This is a genomic window from Streptomyces griseofuscus (assembly GCF_014673495.1).
Taxonomy (GTDB): Bacteria; Actinomycetota; Actinomycetes; order Streptomycetales; family Streptomycetaceae; genus Streptomyces; species Streptomyces murinus.
On record NZ_CP051006.1, the window covers coordinates 952,060 to 967,817 of the forward strand.

Below are 15,758 nucleotides of genomic sequence, written 5' to 3' on the forward strand. Positions count from 1 at the left end.
GGCTTACGGTCTCCTCGCTTCTTCGGGGTAGCCGAGCTCGCCGAGGGCCCCGGTGATGGTGGTGCGGTCGTCAGGGCTCTTGGCGACCGCGCTGAGGGTGCTGATCACATCGCGGCGGGCCAGCCGGGACACGCGCAGCGCGGCGAGCGCGGACACCCAGTCGATGGCCTCCGCCAGGCCGGGCGCCTTGTCCAGGTCCAGCGCGCGGATCTGGCCGATGAACGCGGTGGCGGACGCGATCAGCGGTTCGTTCGCGGCCGGCACCGAGCGGCGCAGGATCTCCGCCGCGCGCTCGGGGCCCGGATAGTCGATCCAGTGGTAGAGGCAGCGGCGGCGCAGCGCGTCATGGAGTTCGCGGCTGCGGTTGGAGGTGAGGACCACCACCGGGGGCCGGGCGGCGGCGAAGGTGCCCAGCTCCGGGACGGTGATGCTCCACTCCCCCAGGAACTCGAAGAGCAGCGCCTCGAATTCGTCGTCCGCGCGGTCGATCTCGTCGATCAGGAGCACCGGCGGCAGCGGTCCCTGATGGCGTACGGCGCGCAGCAGCGGCCGGTCCAGCAGGAAGTCCTCGGTGAACAGGTCGGCGTCGGCCAGACGCTCCCCGCGCGCCTCGGTGAGCCGTACGGCGAGGAGCTGGCGTTGGTAGTTCCACTCGTACAGCGCCTCGCCGGCCGTCAGGCCCTCGTAGCACTGGAGGCGGATCAGCGGGGTGGCGAGTGCCTCGGCGAGTGATTTGGCCGCGCTGGTCTTGCCGACGCCCGGCTCGCCCTCCAGGAGCAGCGGCCGGTCGAGGACGGTGGCCAGGTAGAGGGCGGTGGCGGTGCCCTCGTCCACGAGGTGGCCGGCCTCGGCGAGACGGCGCCGTACGTCCTCCGCGTCCAGGAAGAGTGCGCTCACCCGCCCACCAGTCCCGTCGCACAGCGGTCCCGGCAGCCGGTGCCGCAGAACCAGAACTCCTTGTCCCCTGCGGTGAGATGAGGGGTGTCGGCGGTCACGGTCACCGTCATCCCGCACACCGGGTCGACGACCTGGGCCGGCGCTTCGGGCAGGGCCGTCGGCGGTGGCGCGCCGCGCGCGTGTACGGCCTCCACCACCTCCGCGAGGATGGACAGTGCCACCTCCGGTGCCGTGCGGGCGCCGATGTCGAGGCCGGCCGGGGTGTGCACACGGGCCCGCGCCGCCTCGCCGAGGCCGAGTTCGTCCAGCAGGGCGGCGCCCCGGCGGCGGCTGGCGACCAGGGCGATGTGCGGGACGTCCGCGTCCAGGGCGGCGCGCAGCGCCTCGGCGTCGCCGCGGCCCTGCCCGGCCACGATCACCGCGCCGGTGTACTCGGCGGGCGGCCCGTCGGGCAGGGAGCGCGCGGTGGCGTACCCGAGGACATCGGCGAGGGCGATGAACGCCTCCGCGATCGGGGTGGTGCCGACGACCTCGATCAGGGGCGGCGGCAGCACCGGTTCTAGGAAGATCTCCAGCGCCCCGCCGGACAGACAGGGGTTGACCACCACCTTGGCGCCCGGGGTGTCCGGGAAGGCCACCTCGCCCGCCGGCAGCACCCGCAGCAGCAGCGGCCCGCCGCCGTTGAGGGCGCCGAGCGCCGCCGTGCGCACCGAGCCCTCGGCGCACATCCCGCCGACGAATCCGTCGATCCTGCCGTCGCCGTAGACGATCGCCTCGTCGCCCGGGTGCGCGGACGCGGGCGGCTGGGCGCGCACCACGCGGGCGTGCACGAACGGCACGCGCCGCTGGGCCAGTTCGAGCGCACGCGCGCTCACCGTCTTCGGCACCCCGGTCACCTCCTCGACTCCGTCACCGTCTCCTGTTCCTGCGGTGGTCGCCACTTCTCGTCAGATCGGCGGGAGGGGCCGGCCCTGCATCGCCTCCCAGACCCGGGAGGGGGTCAGCGGCATGTCCGCGTGCCGGATACCGAACGGGGAGAGGGCGTCGACCACCGCGTTGACGATCGCCGGCGGGGAGCCGACGGTCGCGGACTCGCCCACGCCCTTGGCGCCGATCGGGTGGTGCGGGGAGGGAGTGACCGTGAACCCCGTTTCCCAGTCGGGCACTTCGAGTGCGGTCGGGATGAGGTAGTCCATCAGGGAGCCGCTGAGGCAGTTGCCGTCCTCGTCGAAGGCGATCATCTCCATCAGCGCCATGCCGACGCCGTCGGTGAGTCCGCCGTGCACCTGGCCCTCGATGATCATCGGGTTGATACGGGTGCCGCAGTCGTCCACCGCCACGAACCGCCGTACCGTCACCTTCGCGGTGCCCGGGTCGATGTCGACCACGCAGATGTAGGCGCCGTGCGGATAGGTGAGGTTCTCCGGGTTGTAGCAGATCTGCGCCTCCAGACCGCCCTCCACGCCCTCGGGCAGATCGCCCGCGCCGTGCGCCCGCATCGCGATGTCCTGGATGCTCACCGAGGCGTTCGGGTCGCCGGCCACCGTGAAGGAGCCCTTCTCCCACTCCAGGTCGGCGACCGAGACCTCCAGCATCCCGGAGGCGATCAGCCGCGCCTTGTCGCGGACCTTGCGGGCGACCAGGGCGGCGGCCGCGCCGGAGACCGGGGTGGAGCGGCTGCCGTACGTGCCGAGGCCGAACGGGGTCTGGTCGGTGTCGCCGTGCACGACCTCGATGTCCTGGGGCGGGATGCCGAGTTCCTCGGCGACGATCTGCGCGAACGTCGTCTCATGGCCCTGCCCCTGGCTCTGCACCGACAGCCGTACGACGGCCTTTCCGGTGGGGTGGACCCGCAGTTCGCAGCCGTCGGCCATGCCGAGGCCGAGGATGTCCATGTCCTTGCGGGGTCCGGCGCCGACCGCCTCGGTGAAGAAGGACACGCCGATGCCCATGATCTCGCCGCGGGCCCGCTTCTCGGCCTGCTCGGCGCGCAACTCGTCGTATCCGGCGAGCTGTTTGGCCAGTTCCATGGTCGGGGCGTAGTTCCCGGAGTCGTAGACCCAGCCGGTCTTGGTGCGGTACGGGAACTGCTCGGGCCGGATGAAATTCTTCATCCGCAGCTCGATCGGGTCCATCCGCAGTTCGTCGGCGAGGCAGTCGACGATCCGCTCGACCAGGTAGACCGCCTCGGTGATACGGAAGGAGCAGGCGTACGCCACCCCGCCCGGCGCCTTGTTGGTGTAGACGGCGGTCATCTTGCAGTAGGCCGCCTCCAGGTCGTAACTGCCGGTGAAGACACCGAAGAAGCCGGCCGGGTACTTCACGGGCGCGGCGACGCCGTTGAACGCGCCGTGGTCGGCGAGGACGTGGGTGCGGATCGCGAGGATCCTGCCCTCGCGGGTGGCCGCGATCTCGCCGCGCATGATGTAGTCGCGGGCGAAGCCGGTGCTGATCAGGTTCTCCGCGCGGTCCTCCATCCACTTCACCGGTTTGCCGGTGAGCAGGGAGCCGACGATCGCGCATACATAACCCGGGTAGATCGGCACCTTGTTGCCGAAGCCGCCGCCGATGTCCGGGGAGACCACCCGGATCTTGTGCTCGGGCAGTCCGGCGACGATCGCGTACAGGGTGCGGTGGGCGTGCGGGGCCTGGGTGGTGGACCACAGGGTGAGCTTGCCGTCGACCGCGTCGTAGTCGGCGACGGCGCCGCAGGTCTCCATGGGCGCCGGGTGCACCCGCGGGTAGACGATGTCCTGCGAGACGACCACGTCCGCGCGCCGGAACACCTCGTCGGTGGCGGCCGCGTCCCCGGTCTCCCAGTCGAAGACGTGGTTGTCGGCCTTGCCCTCCAGGTCGTCGCGGATGACCGGCGCCTCGGGCGAGAGGGCGGTGCGTACGTCGATCACCGCGTCCAGCGGTTCGTACTCGACGTCGATGAGTTCGAGGGCGTCGCGCGCCGCGTACCGGTCCTCGGCGACGACGAAGGCGACCTCCTGGCCCTGGAAGCGGACCTTGTCGGTGGCGAGGACGGCCTGCACGTCGTTCGACAGGGTCGGCATCCAGGCCAGGCCCTTCTCGGCGAGCATCGCGCCGGTGACCACCAGGCGGACCTTGGGGTGGGCCTCGGCGAGGGTGGTGTCGACGGACAGGATGCGGGCGTGGGCGAGCGGGGAGCGCAGGATCGCCAGGTGGAGCATGCCGGGCAGCTGGAGGTCGTCCACATAGCGGCCCCGGCCGCGGACGAAGCGGGGGTCCTCCTTGCGCAGCATCCGGCCGTGGCCGTTGGGCTTGCCGTCGTTGTCGACGAAGGCGGTGCGGTGGCCGTTGGCGGCGACGGTGGTCATGAGGCGCTCCCCGAGGCCGACGCGACGGCGGGTCCGGGAGCGTCGGCCGGTGCGACGGTCCGCTCGGGTTCCTCGGCGGTGGTGCGGGTGCCTGCCTGTTCGGCGGCGGCCCAGCGGATCGAGCGGACGATGGTGGCATAGCCGGTGCAGCGGCAGATCTGGCCCGAGATGGCCTCGCGGATCTCCTCGTCGGAGGGGTCGGGGTTCCGGTCGAGCAGGGCGCGGGCGGTCATCATCATGCCGGGGGTGCAGAAGCCGCACTGGAGTCCGTGGCATTCCATGAAACCGCGCTGGATCGGGTCGAGTTCGCCGTGCTGCTCCAGGCCCTCTACGGTGCGTACCTCGTGGCCGCCCGCCATCGCGGCCAGTACCGTACAGGACTTGACGGGTTCACCGTCCAGCCAGACCACACAGGTGCCGCAGTTGCTGGTGTCACAGCCCCAGTGGGTGCCGGTCAGCTGGAGGTGGTCGCGCAGGAAGTGCACCAGCAGCAGCCGGCCCTCGATCTCCCGGGTGACCTCTTCGCCGTTGACGGTCATGGTGACCTGCACGATCACACCTCCTGTCCGTTGATCCGGGCCGCGGCGCGGCGCAGTACGCGCATCGTCAGCTCGCGGGCCAGATGCCGCTTGTACTCGGCGCTGCCGCGCCGGTCGGTGGCCGGGGAGCAGGACTCGGCCGCGATGTCGCCGGCCCGCGCCCACAGCTCCTCGGCGGGCGGCTGTCCGCGCAGGGCGTCGGCGATCCCGGGGATGCCGGCGGTGTTCGGGCCGACGGCGGCGAGGCCGACCCGGGCGTTCGCGATCAGCCCTGACTCGTCCAGCCAGAGCGCGGCGCCCGCCGAGACGACCGCCCAGTCCCCGGCGCGCCGCTCGACCTTCTCGTAGGCGCTGGATCCGCGCGGGCGGACCGGGAAGCGGACCTCGGTGAGGATCTCCGCGTCGCCGACGGCGGTCTCGTACGGGCCCTGATGGAAGTCCTCCATGGAGACCACGCGCTCGCCGTCCGTCCCGCGGATGACGCAGGACGCGTCCAGCGTGGTGCACACCGCCGAGAGGTCCTCGGAGGGGTCCGCCTGGCACAGGGAGCCGCCCAGGGTGCCGCGATTGCGCACCACCGGGTCGGCGATCACCCGTTCGGCGTCGCGGAAGATCGGGAAGGCTGCGGCGAGTTCGTCGGACTCCAGCAGTTCGCGGTGCCGGGTCATCGCGCCGATGCGGATCAGGCCGGGCTCGACACGGATATGGCCCAACTCGTCGTGCAACTCATTGATATCGATCAGGTATTCGAAGTTGGCCAGCCTGAGTTTCATCATCGGGATGAGGCTGTGGCCGCCGGCCACCAGGCGGGCGGTGTCGCCGAGCCGGTCCAGGAGCGTGACCGCCTCGTCCACCGTGCCCACCCGCTGGTACTCGAACGGAGCGGGAACCTGCATGCCGCACCCCCTGTCTCGCCCGGCGGGCAGCCGGACGCGTCGGGTGCCGTTGTTCAAAGATCATTGCGCCTCCGTCCGGGACGGGGTGTCAATCGCGGCTTAAGTCTTCGCTTAACTCGCCCGACACGGAGGGCGCGGCCACTTGAGCGAAGACTTAAGCTGCCGTTGACATGCGACGGACGGCATTCGCGTGATCCGGACGCCGGACGGGTGAGAACGGCTGCCACGGGGTGTGGGCCGGGGCCGGACACCAAGGCGCGGACCGCCGTACGGCCTGCACAGAGGACCGAACGGGTATTCGGCGGGTGTGGCGGTGGTGGACACCGCCGAAGGAGGCACACGGATGCGGGACATCGCGCAGGGCCTCTCCTCCTGGAGTGCGTCGGGCAAGCGATTCGCGGTGGCGACGGTCGTACGGACCTGGAAGTCGGCGCCGCGCCAGGCGGGCTCGTCGCTGGCGGTCGCCGAGGACGGCGAGGTGATCGGCAGCGTCTCCGGCGGCTGTGTGGAGGGCGCGGTGTACGAGCTGGCGAGCGAGGTCCTGGAGAGCGGCGAGCCCGCTCTCGTGACCTACGGCGTCAGCGACGACGACGCGCTGGCGGTCGGCCTGACCTGCGGCGGGATCATCGAGATCCTGGTACGACCGGCGGGCGCGGGCCGCTTCCCGGGGCTGCCGGGGGTGCTGGCGGCGATGGACGCGGGGCGGCCGGTGGCGGTGGTGTCGCCGCTGCCGGACGAGGGCGGCGGCGCGGAGCCGGATCCCACGGCCGCGCCCGCCGGTCAGATGATCGTCACGCCGTCCGGTGCGCAGGGCACGCTGGGCGGCCCCCGTCTCGACGCCGCGGTGGTCGAGCGGGCGCAGGGGCTGCTGGCGCAGGGCAGTACCGGTGTGATGCGGGTCGGGCGCGCGGGTGAGGAGCGGCGCGACGATGTCGCCGTGTTCGTGGAGTCCTTCGCGCCGCCGCCGCGGCTGCTGGTGTTCGGCGCCATCGACTTCGCGTCCGCGGTGGCCCGGATCGGCAAGTTCCTCGGCTATCACGTCACGGTGTGCGACGCCCGCCCGGTGTTCGCCACCCGCCGCCGCTTCCCGGACGCGGACGAGCTGGTGGTGGACTGGCCGCACCGCTGTCTGGAGTCGACCGAGGTGGACGAGAACACGGTGATCTGCGTCCTCACCCACGACCCGAAGTTCGATGTGCCGCTGCTCCAGCGGGCGCTGCGCACCCCCGCCCGCTACATCGGCGCGATGGGCAGCCGCCGCACCCATGAGGACCGGCTGCGGCGGCTGCGCGAGGAGGGCATGACCGAGGCGGAACTCTCCAGGCTCTCCGCCCCCATCGGCCTCGACCTGGGCGCCCGCACCCCGGAGGAGACGGCGGTGGCGATCATGGCCGAGGTCATCGCCCTGCGCTGGGGCGGCACGGGCCGCCGCCTGGTGGAGATGACCCCGCTGCCGATCCATCGCTGACACCGGTAGGCAGTCGTCGACGCCGTCCGGGATCCGTACGGGGTCCCGGAGGAGGAGCCAAGGGGGCGCCTCGGCTCGGGAAGACGATGTCGTTGCGGCCGTCGTACGCGGACCGGACCCACGGAAACCAGTAGTGGAATATTGAACTACATGGTGCCGTTGTGCCCGCCGAGGGAGGTCACAAGTGGAGACCACGTACTACGACCACGGCACCCCGGCCGAGCGCTGGGAGCGTGCCCAGGCGTTCTTCGCGGCCAAGGACTACGCGGGGGCGGCGCGCGTGCTGGCCGCCCTGGTGGAGGAGGTGCCGGAGCAGACCGGGCCCCGGCTGCTGCTGGCCCGTGCGTACTACCACTCGGCGCAGCTGCGGCGGGCCGAGGACCAGCTGCGGACGATCGTGGAGCGCGACCCGGTGGAGCACTACGCCCGGCTGATGCTGGGCCGCACGCTCGAACGGCAGTCGCGGCACGAGGAGGCGGAGCGGCATCTGCGGATCGCCGCCGCGCTCGCGGGCGACCTCCCACAGGGCCGGAGCGACCTCCCGCAGGTCTGAGGCGGCGTCCGGCAACGCTGAGGCGGATTCCCGCGGCCACCGGGGCGGGGCCGCCGCGGCACCGGGGCGGGTGCCTCGTGCCCGGGTGGGCCACCGTGGCATCCTGGCGCGATGGCATCCGACCGTGATCACGCGCCGCTCGCCGAACGGGTCGAGGAACTCCTCGCCGCCGGCGGCCCCCTGCCCATCGTCGCCGCCGGCCGGCCGGTGCTGCGCCGCCCCACCGAGGCGTACGACGGCCAGCTCGGCCCCGCCCTGCTGGCCCGCTTCGTCGAGGCGCTGCGCCTGACCATGCACGCGGCGCCCGGCGTGGGCCTCGCCGCGCCCCAGGTCGGCGTGGAGCTGCGGATCGCGGTCCTGGAGGACCCGGCGCCGGTGCCGGAGGAGATCGCCGCGATCAGGGGCCGGCGCCCGCAACCCTTCCGGGTACTGGTCAACCCCGCGTACGAGCCCGTCGGCACGGCGCGCGCCGCGTTCTTCGAGGGCTGCCTCAGCGTGCCCGGCTGGCAGGCGGTGGTGGCCCGGCACGCCGAGGTGCGGCTGCGCGCCGAGGACGAGCGGGGGCACGCCGTGGACGAGGTGTTCACCGGCTGGCCGGCCCGTATCGTGCAGCACGAGACGGACCACCTCGACGGCACGCTCTACCTCGACCGCGCCGATCTGCGCTCCCTGTCCACCAACGAGGCCGTCGCCGCCCTGTGGTCCCAGCCGACCCCGGCCACGGCCGCGACGGCACTCGGCTTCGAACTGCCGTAATCCACCCGCGCGTCAGCGCCCCGGCAACTCCCCTGAGGGTCCCCTCAGTTGTCCCGGTACGCCTCCAGCAGGCGCAACCAGACCTCGCTCAGGGTCGGGTAGGAGGGGACCACATGCCACAGGCGGCTGATCGGCACGTGTCCCGCGACGGCGATCGTGGCGGAGTGGATGAGTTCGCCGACGCCGGGGCCGACGAAGGTGACGCCCCGCAGGATCTCGTCCTCCAGGTCCACGACCATCCGGGCGCGGCCCTTGTAGCCGTCGCCGTACAGCGCCGCCCCGGCGACGGAGGAGAACTCCACATCGACCGCGCGGACCCGGTACCCGGCCTCCTCCGCCTCGGCGAGGGAGAGGCCGACCGCGGCGGCCTCGGGGTCGGTGAACACGACCTGCGGTACGGCCTCGTGGTCGGCGGTGGCCGCGTGCGGGCCCCAGGGGCCGTCCAGCAGCGGGGTGCCGGCCGCGCGGGCACCGATGGCGGCACCGGCGATACGGGCCTGGTACTTGCCCTGATGGGTGAGGAGCGCGCGGTGGTTGACGTCACCGGCGGCGTACAGCCAGTCGGTCCCGGTGACCCGCAGGGTGTCGTCGACCTCCAGCCAGGAGCCGGGCTCCAGGCCGACCGTGTCGAGGCCGATGTCATCGGTCTGCGGGATGCGGCCGGTCGCGAAGAGGATCTCGTCGGCCTCGAACCTTTCACCCGTACGGGTGAGGGCGACGACGGTGCCGTCCTCCCGGGTGACGGACGCGACGGACACCCCTGTGCGCAGGTCCACCCCGGCCTCGGTGAGCGCCTCGGCGACCAGCTCTCCGGCGAACGGCTCCATACGGCTGAGCAGGCCCTTGCCGCGCACCAGCAGGGTCACCCGGGAGCCGAGCGCCGCCCAGGCGGCGGCCATCTCGGTGGCCACGACACCGCCGCCGACGACGAGCAGCCGCCCGGGAGCCGAGTCCGCGCTGGTGGCCTCCCGGCTGGTCCACGGCCGCACCTCGGCGAGTCCGGGCAGGTCGGGCAGCTGGGCGCGGGTGCCGGTGCAGACCACGACGGCGTGCCGGGCGGTGAGGGTGGTGACGCTCCCGTCGGACACGGTGACGGTGACCGTGCGCGGTCCCGCGAGGCGGCCGTGGCCCCGGTAGAGGTCGGCGCCGATGCCCTCCACCCAGTCGACCTGCCCGTCGTCCTGCCAGTGTGAGGTGAAGTTGTCGCGGCGCTCCAGCACGGCCGGGGTGTCGAGGGGCGCCTGGGCCGCCACGGCGAGGCCGGGCAGCCGGCGGGCGTCGGCCTGGGCGATGACCGGCCTGAGCAGCGCCTTGCTGGGCATGCACGCCCAGTAGGAGCACTCGCCGCCGACCAGTTCGCTCTCCACGATCGCGGTGGTGAGGCCGGCCGCGCGGGTGCGGTCGGCGACGTTCTCCCCCACGGGCCCGGCCCCGAGCACCACGACGTCGTACGCGATGGTTTCCGATTCCGTCGTTTCCGTCATGGGGTCAGTCTGGTGGGTGGTGTGCGTGGAGGCCACATGGGTACGAGCGCGCACACGTGCGCCCGGTGCGCGAGAGGCCATCCGGGTGCGCGTGCGCGGTGCCCGCACCAGCGTGGACACCGCCCGGAATAGGCGGCCCACCGGCCGTGTTTCCGCCGTCGGCACACCCCGGACCAGGAAGAGGGAACCAGGCCATGAGCAGCACCGTGGAACTGACCAAGGACAACTTCGACCAGACGGTCACGGACAACGACTTCGTGCTGATCGATTTCTGGGCGTCCTGGTGCGGTCCGTGCCGGCAGTTCGCGCCGGTGTACGAGAAGGCCGCGGAGGACAATCCGGACCTGGTGTTCGGCAAGGTGGACACCGAGGCGCAGCCGGAGCTGGCGCAGGCCTTCGGCATCCAGTCGATCCCGACGCTGATGATCGTGCGGGACCGGGTGGCCGTGTTCGCGCAGCCGGGCGCGCTGCCCGAGGCGGCCCTCACGGACGTCATCGGCCAGGCCCGCGAGCTGGACATGGACGAGGTCCGCAAGAACATCGCCGCCCAGGAGGGCCAGGCGCAGTAGCCGCCTGGGGCGGTCCGGGTTCAGGTGGACTCGCGTCGTACGACCGAGGAGCCGAGGACCCGGTGCACCTCCGGTTCGCCGCCCGGGTCGCGCACCGCGCGGTCGACGAGAGCGGCGAGCGCGCGGCCCGAGGGCAGTTCGATGCGGACGGTGCTCAGCCGGGGCCTCAGCAGCCGGCCGAGCATCAGGTCGTCGGCGCCGATCACGGCCACGTCCTCGGGGATGCGCCGCCCGGTGTCCTGGAGGGCGCGCATCAACAGCATGGCGTACTCGTCGTTGTAGGCGAACACCGCGTCCAAGTCCGGCCAGTTGGCGATGAGTTCGGCGGCGGACCGCTCCGTGTAGGCGAGCGGCACCCCGGTGACGCGCGCGCCGGTGCCGCGCAGCGCCTGCCGGGCGCCGGCGAGCCGGGGTCTCGAATAGACCTCCAGGCCGGGCTCTTCGGGTATGACGACCCCGATCCGCCGTCTGCCGCGTTCGTACAGGTGGGCGGCCGCGCATCGGCCCACGGCGTCATGGTCCATCAGCAGGGCGTGCGCGCCCTCGACCCGTTCGGGACCGAGGGTGACGATCGCGCGGGCGCCGGAGCGTTTGAGGACGGCGACGCCCCGCGGGCCGATCCCGGTGCCGGGCACCAGGACGGCCACGGGCCGTAACTCGGCCCAGGCGCGGGCGGCGTCGTCGCCGTGCAGGCCGACGGAGCCGTACTGGACGACGGTGTAGTCGAGTCGGTTCAGAGCGCCCTGGACCTCGTTGAGGAACGCGCTGTAGAGGGGTCCGACGGGGATCGCCGGGGCGGGCATGAGGACCGTACGGCTGTGTCCCGCGCGCAGGCTGCGGGCGGCCGCGTGGGGGACGTACCCCAGTTCGCGCGCGGCCTCGTGGACGCGCTGCCGCGTGGCGTCGCTGATCCGCACGGCGTCGGTCTTGTTGAGGACGTAGGACACGGTCGCGCGCGAGACGCCGGCCAGGCGGGCCACATCGGCACTCGTGGGAGTGTTCGGTATCTGCACCATGACAGCCGCATCTTGGCAGAGCCGGCCATGGGGGTGGCGGGCGGGGGAATGTGGTTCGCTTTTTGACCAACTCCCGTGTACGGCAGGGCCGTTCGGTCCCTTGCCGGCGGGGTCAGACGGGTGGCCGGGTGCGCGTCACCCGCGCGACCAGGTCCACCCAGGCCGACTCGAGGCGGGCCATGGGCATGTGGCGCTGCCGGGTCAGATGGTGGATGAGCGCCGGGTCCAGGGAGGCCAGCAGGGTCTGGGCCAGCAATTCGCAGTCCGCGTCCGGCACGATCTGGCGCAGCAGCATGGTGACGTGGGTGCGCAGCGCCTGCGTCGCGGGGTGGGAGAAGCGGCGGCACGCCTCGGGCTGGGCGGCGAGTTGCAGCTCCAGTTGCTCGGCCGAGCGGTAGAGCACCGCGATGCCGAACGCCCGCAGCCGCTCCAGGGGCGGTGCACCGGGGCCGAGCGGCGGGGGCCCACCGAGGAAGTCGGCCTGGAGCTGTCTGCCCGAGTGGTCGAGCAGGGCCATCAGCAGTCCGGTGCGGTCGCCGAAGCGCCGGAAGACCGTGCCCTTGCCGACCTTGGCCGCCGAGGCGACGGCCTCCATGGTGACGCCGGCCACGCCGTGCTCCGCGATCAGCCGGGCGGCGGCCTCCAGCAGCCGGGCCCGGTTGCGGGCCGCGTCGGCACGCAGACAGGGCTCTTCGGGAGCCGGGCCGAGCTCCAGCAGGCGTGGCGCGTCGGAGGGCTCCTGCGGCGTCGGGAAGGGCTGCGGCGCGCTGGACATGAAGACAGCGTAAAGCACCGGGAACAGAACTGGACCCCGGTCCGGTTAGAGTGGTAGAAACTTAAACGGACCTTGGTCCGGATCGTAACGGCGATGTTTCAGCCCCTGGAGATTTCCCATGTCTGTTCGTATCCTCGCGCTCGTCGGCAGCCTGCGTGCCGGTTCGCACAACCGTCAGCTGGCCGAGGCGGCCGCCAAGCTCGCCCCCGAGGGCGCCGAGGTCGTGCTCTTCGAGGGCCTGGCCGACGTGCCCTTCTACAACGAGGACATCGACGTCGAGGGCGCTGTCCCGGCCGCCGCCGCGGCGCTGCGTGAGGCCGCTCAGGGCGCCGACGCGTTCCTGCTGTTCTCGCCCGAGTACAACGGCACCATGCCGGCCGTCCTGAAGAACGCCATCGACTGGCTGTCCCGCCCCTTCGGCGCCGGCGCCTTCGGTGGCAAGCCCGTCGCCGTGATCGGCACCGCCTTCGGCCAGTACGGCGGCGTCTGGGCGCAGGACGACACCCGTAAGTCGGTCGGCATCGCCGGCGGCAAGGTGATCGAGGACATCAAGCTCTCGATCCCCGGCTCCATGACCCGCTTCGCCGAGACCCACCCGGTCGACGACGCCGAGGTCGCCGCCCAGCTGACCGAGGTCGTGGCGCGGCTGCACGGCACCGCGGCGGAGATCACGGCCGCCTGAGCCCCACCCGAACCGCCCGTAGGGGCCGGAGCCGAGCGGCCTCCGGCCCCTACGGGTCTTTTCCGGCCCCTGAGGGGTTCCGGCCGCCCGGTGCCGAGGGCCGCGCGGTACGGCGGCGCCCCCACTCGCCACGAACGACGCGGCGGCGCCGGGATGCGCGTCATCCACGCGCAGTTGCCCACCGCTGAACGGAAGCCCATTACGGCAGCCGGGGTACCACTCCGCGGCGAACTCGACTTCCGGGGGCGGTCAGGGGTATGCGGACGATGGCCGTACGGCCATGATCGTGTCAGCCGTCCGAGGAGGAAGCCGTGCCCCTGGTCCCGCCCCCGTTCGACCCGGAGCTGGCCGCACGCCTGGACTCGCTCGGGGACGCGGCCGCGCCCGGGTTCCGGCTGGAGGATCTCGACGCCGCCCGGCGCGGTACCTGCCTGGCGGCACCGGACCTCACCCTGGGCGGCGCCTTCGAGGTGAGCGAGTACGCGGTGCCCGGTCCGCCCGGCGCCCCCGGGGTCCCGCTGCTGGTCTGCCGCCCGAGGGATACGACGGCCCCGCTGCCGGTGCTCTACCACGTGCACGGCGGCGGCATGATGGCCGGCTCCGACCGGGCCGGGGTGGAGGTCCCGCTGGACTGGGCGCGGGAGCTGGGCGCGGTGGTGGTGTCGGTCGACTACCGGCTCGCCCCCGAACATCCGCATCCGGCCCCGGTCGAGGACGTCTACGCGGGCCTCGTCTGGACCGCCGCGCACACTGCGGAGATCGGTGGCGCCCCGCGGCGGATCGTCGTCGCGGGGGCCAGCGCGGGCGGCGGGCTCGCGGCGGCCGCCGCCCTGCTCGCCCGGGACCGGCAAGGGCCTTCCCTGCTGGGCCAGTTGTTGATGAGCCCGATGCTGGACGACCGCAACGACACCGTCTCCAGCCGGCAGATGACCGGCCGCGGGCTGTGGGACCGCACCGCCAACGAGACCGCCTGGACAGCCCTGTTGGGCACGGACAGGGGCGGCCCGGACGTCTCCCCGTACGCCGCCCCGGCCCGCGCCACCGATCTGTCCGGGTTGCCGCCGGCCTACCTCGACGTCGGATCGGCGGAGACCTTCCGGGACGAGACGGTCACCTACGCGTCCCGCCTCTGGGCGGCCGGCGGCCGGGCCGAACTGCACGTCTGGCCGGGCGCGTTCCACGGCTTCGACACCCTCGCCCCCGAGGCGGCCCTGTCGCGCACGGCGCGCGCCGCCCGACTCGACTGGCTGAGGCGGCTGTTCGCGCGGTGAGGCACAAGCCGGCCCGGCGGGCAGCCCCCTCCCCGGCCCGGCTTGTTGACGTTACCGTTCGGTAGACCCCGTGTCCGGAGCCTCCCGGAGGTACTCGCCCATGACGCCCGACCGCTCCCCCGGTCTCGCCGAGTCCGCCCGTGCGCTCGCCGCCGGGGAGGTGACCTCCCGGACCCTGGTGGAGCGGACCCTGGCCCGGATCGAGGCCGGCCGGCCGGTGCTGAACGCCTTCCGTATCGTGTGCGCCGAGGCCGCACTCGCCGAAGCGGACGCCGCCGACCGGGAGTTGGCGGCGGGCGGGCGGCGCCCGCTGCTCGGGGTGCCGGTCGCCGTGAAGGACGACACGGACGTGGCGGGCGAGCCCACGGCGTTCGGCTGCGCGGGCGACTTCCCGCCGGCCGCCGAGGACGGGGAGGCGGTACGGCGGCTGCGCGCGGCCGGCGCGGTGATCGTCGGCAAGACGAACACCTGTGAGCTGGGGCAGTGGCCGTTCACGGAGGGGCGGGCCTTCGGCGACACCCGCAACCCCTGGCACCCCGGGCACACCCCGGGCGGTTCTTCGGGCGGCTCGGCTGCGGCGGTGGCGGCGGGTCTCGTCCCGGCCGCGCTCGGCTCCGACGGCGCCGGTTCGGTGCGCATACCGGCCGCCTGGACCCGGCTGATCGGCATCAAGCCGCAGCGCGGCCGCATCTCCACCTGGCCGCGCCCCGACCCCTTCCAGGGGATCACGGTCAACGGCACGCTGGCCCGTACGGTCGCCGACGCGGCCCTGCTGCTGGACGCGGCGAGCGGCAGCCACGCCCGGGACGTGCACCGGCCGCCCGCGCTGACGGTCGCGGACGCGGTCGGCCGCGATCCCGGCCGGCTGCGCGTCGCGCTGTCCCTGAAGCCGCCGTTCACCGCCGTACCGGCCCGGCTGCATCCGCAGATCCGCGCCCGGGTCACCGAACTCGCCGGGCAGCTGGCGGCGTTGGGGCATGAGGTGACGGAGGACGACCCGCCGTACGGACAGATCGGGCTGGCCTTCGTGCCCCGCGCCACCGCCGGGATCGCCGAACTGGTCGCCGAGGCCCCCGACCCCGCGCTGCTCGACCCCCGCACCCGGGGCGCGGCCCGGCTGGGCAGGCTGCTCGGCGGGGCCCCGCTGCGGGCGGCCCGGCGCGCGGAGGTGGCGCTGCAAGGGCGGATCGGCGCCTTCTTCCGGTCGTACGACGTGATCCTCGCCCCGACCACGGCGGCGCCCCCGCCGCGGATCGGCGCGCTGTACGGGCTCGGCGGGGCGGCCACGGACCGGGCGATGATCGGCGCGTGTCCGTACGCGTGGCCGTGGAATGTGCTGGGCTGGCCCGGGGTCAATGTGCCCGCCGGGTTCGCCGGGGACGGGCTGCCGGTGGGGGCGCAGTTGCTCGGACCCGCGGGCAGCGAACCGCTGCTGGTGTCGCTCGCGGCCCAGTTGGAGGCGGAGTTGCGCTGGCACGAGCGGTGGCCGCCGGATCCGGCCGGGTGAG

General features: G+C 73.2%; 15 protein-coding genes. 7 read left to right on the plus strand and 8 right to left on the minus strand.

From position 1 onward, the window contains the following. Nucleotides 1-3 precede the first annotated feature (3 nt). From HEP81_RS04200 to HEP81_RS04220, 5 genes are read right to left on the minus strand one after another with little or no spacing between them, the layout of a single operon-like run. Nucleotides 4-897 (minus strand): AAA family ATPase, encoded by an 894-nt coding sequence (locus tag HEP81_RS04200; protein WP_037657003.1) that lies wholly within the window; start codon nucleotides 895-897, stop codon nucleotides 4-6. Further along, complete coding sequence (locus HEP81_RS04205; protein WP_037657095.1) at nucleotides 894-1,784, minus strand: XdhC family protein; 891 nt, start codon at nucleotides 1,782-1,784, stop codon at nucleotides 894-896. Before HEP81_RS04205 ends, HEP81_RS04200 begins: the two co-directional genes overlap by 4 nt. A gap of 60 nt (nucleotides 1,785-1,844) precedes the next feature. Continuing rightward, nucleotides 1,845-4,241 (minus strand): aerobic carbon-monoxide dehydrogenase large subunit, encoded by a 2,397-nt coding sequence (locus HEP81_RS04210; RefSeq protein WP_037657002.1) that lies wholly within the window; start codon nucleotides 4,239-4,241, stop codon nucleotides 1,845-1,847. Next, on the minus strand, nucleotides 4,238-4,798 hold the full coding sequence (locus HEP81_RS04215; protein ID WP_359424048.1) for a (2Fe-2S)-binding protein: 561 nt from the start codon (nucleotides 4,796-4,798) through the stop codon (nucleotides 4,238-4,240). Before HEP81_RS04215 ends, HEP81_RS04210 begins: the two co-directional genes overlap by 4 nt. After that, nucleotides 4,795-5,676: an FAD binding domain-containing protein gene (locus tag HEP81_RS04220; RefSeq protein WP_037656999.1), complete on the minus strand. Its 882-nt coding sequence runs from the start codon at nucleotides 5,674-5,676 to the stop codon at nucleotides 4,795-4,797. Before HEP81_RS04220 ends, HEP81_RS04215 begins: the two co-directional genes overlap by 4 nt. Nucleotides 5,677-6,019: 343 nt before the next feature. On the opposite strand from HEP81_RS04220, the gene HEP81_RS04225 reads away from it, so the two are divergent. The 3 genes from HEP81_RS04225 to HEP81_RS04235 all read left to right on the plus strand — a co-directional run bounded on the left by HEP81_RS04225 (nucleotide 6,020) and on the right by HEP81_RS04235 (nucleotide 8,453). Further along, nucleotides 6,020-7,144: an XdhC family protein gene (locus HEP81_RS04225; protein WP_037656997.1), complete on the plus strand. Its 1,125-nt coding sequence runs from the start codon at nucleotides 6,020-6,022 to the stop codon at nucleotides 7,142-7,144. A 184-nt stretch (nucleotides 7,145-7,328) separates the two neighbouring features. Further along, nucleotides 7,329-7,697, plus strand: coding sequence for a tetratricopeptide repeat protein (locus HEP81_RS04230; protein WP_037656996.1), 369 nt, complete (start codon nucleotides 7,329-7,331; stop codon nucleotides 7,695-7,697). Nucleotides 7,698-7,808: 111 nt separating this feature from the next. Beyond that, a complete protein-coding gene (locus HEP81_RS04235) occupies nucleotides 7,809-8,453 on the plus strand; it encodes a peptide deformylase (protein ID WP_037656994.1) in 645 nt (214 codons plus the stop codon). 44 nt (nucleotides 8,454-8,497) lie between these two features. On the opposite strand, the gene HEP81_RS04240 is transcribed toward HEP81_RS04235, so the two are convergent. After that, on the minus strand, nucleotides 8,498-9,937 hold the full coding sequence (locus HEP81_RS04240; RefSeq protein ID WP_037656992.1) for a dihydrolipoyl dehydrogenase family protein: 1,440 nt from the start codon (nucleotides 9,935-9,937) through the stop codon (nucleotides 8,498-8,500). A gap of 194 nt (nucleotides 9,938-10,131) precedes the next feature. On the opposite strand from HEP81_RS04240, the gene trxA reads away from it, so the two are divergent. Then, nucleotides 10,132-10,506, plus strand: a complete 375-nt coding sequence (trxA, locus tag HEP81_RS04245) for a thioredoxin (RefSeq protein WP_037656990.1) — start codon at nucleotides 10,132-10,134, stop codon at nucleotides 10,504-10,506. A gap of 20 nt (nucleotides 10,507-10,526) precedes the next feature. Here the strand turns inward: trxA and HEP81_RS04250 are convergent, their stop codons facing one another. Then, complete coding sequence (locus tag HEP81_RS04250) at nucleotides 10,527-11,522, minus strand: LacI family DNA-binding transcriptional regulator (RefSeq protein ID WP_051850233.1); 996 nt, start codon at nucleotides 11,520-11,522, stop codon at nucleotides 10,527-10,529. Nucleotides 11,523-11,634: 112 nt separating this feature from the next. After that, complete coding sequence (locus tag HEP81_RS04255) at nucleotides 11,635-12,315, minus strand: TetR/AcrR family transcriptional regulator (protein ID WP_190275941.1); 681 nt, start codon at nucleotides 12,313-12,315, stop codon at nucleotides 11,635-11,637. 100 nt (nucleotides 12,316-12,415) lie between these two features. Between HEP81_RS04255 and HEP81_RS04260 the strand changes: the two genes are divergently transcribed. The 3 genes from HEP81_RS04260 (at nucleotide 12,416) to HEP81_RS04270 (ending at nucleotide 15,757) form a co-directional block, all read left to right on the plus strand. Then, the gene (locus HEP81_RS04260) at nucleotides 12,416-12,979 is read left to right on the plus strand and encodes an NAD(P)H-dependent oxidoreductase (RefSeq protein WP_037656987.1); all 564 of its coding nucleotides are present in this window, start codon (nucleotides 12,416-12,418) and stop codon (nucleotides 12,977-12,979) included. A 311-nt stretch (nucleotides 12,980-13,290) separates the two neighbouring features. After that, complete coding sequence (locus tag HEP81_RS04265) at nucleotides 13,291-14,250, plus strand: alpha/beta hydrolase (protein ID WP_037656986.1); 960 nt, start codon at nucleotides 13,291-13,293, stop codon at nucleotides 14,248-14,250. Between the two features lie 100 nt (nucleotides 14,251-14,350). Beyond that, on the plus strand, nucleotides 14,351-15,757 hold the full coding sequence (locus tag HEP81_RS04270; RefSeq protein WP_037656984.1) for an amidase: 1,407 nt from the start codon (nucleotides 14,351-14,353) through the stop codon (nucleotides 15,755-15,757). Nucleotide 15,758 lies beyond the last annotated feature (1 nt).

Excerpts from the sequence above, each read along its gene's own strand:
- HEP81_RS04225 (WP_037656997.1), top strand. The coding sequence starts at position 6,020 with ATGCGGGACATCGCGCAGGGCCTCTCCTCCTGGAGTGCGTCGGGCAAG.
- HEP81_RS04220 (WP_037656999.1), bottom strand. The coding sequence starts at position 5,676 with ATGCAGGTTCCCGCTCCGTTCGAGTACCAGCGGGTGGGCACGGTGGAC.
- HEP81_RS04240 (WP_037656992.1), bottom strand. The coding sequence starts at position 9,937 with ATGACGGAAACGACGGAATCGGAAACCATCGCGTACGACGTCGTGGTG.
- HEP81_RS04260 (WP_037656987.1), top strand. The coding sequence starts at position 12,416 with ATGTCTGTTCGTATCCTCGCGCTCGTCGGCAGCCTGCGTGCCGGTTCG.
- HEP81_RS04270 (WP_037656984.1), top strand. The coding sequence starts at position 14,351 with ATGACGCCCGACCGCTCCCCCGGTCTCGCCGAGTCCGCCCGTGCGCTC.
- HEP81_RS04235 (WP_037656994.1), top strand. The coding sequence starts at position 7,809 with ATGGCATCCGACCGTGATCACGCGCCGCTCGCCGAACGGGTCGAGGAA.
- trxA (WP_037656990.1), top strand. The coding sequence starts at position 10,132 with ATGAGCAGCACCGTGGAACTGACCAAGGACAACTTCGACCAGACGGTC.
- HEP81_RS04210 (WP_037657002.1), bottom strand. The coding sequence starts at position 4,241 with ATGACCACCGTCGCCGCCAACGGCCACCGCACCGCCTTCGTCGACAAC.
- HEP81_RS04250 (WP_051850233.1), bottom strand. The coding sequence starts at position 11,522 with ATGGTGCAGATACCGAACACTCCCACGAGTGCCGATGTGGCCCGCCTG.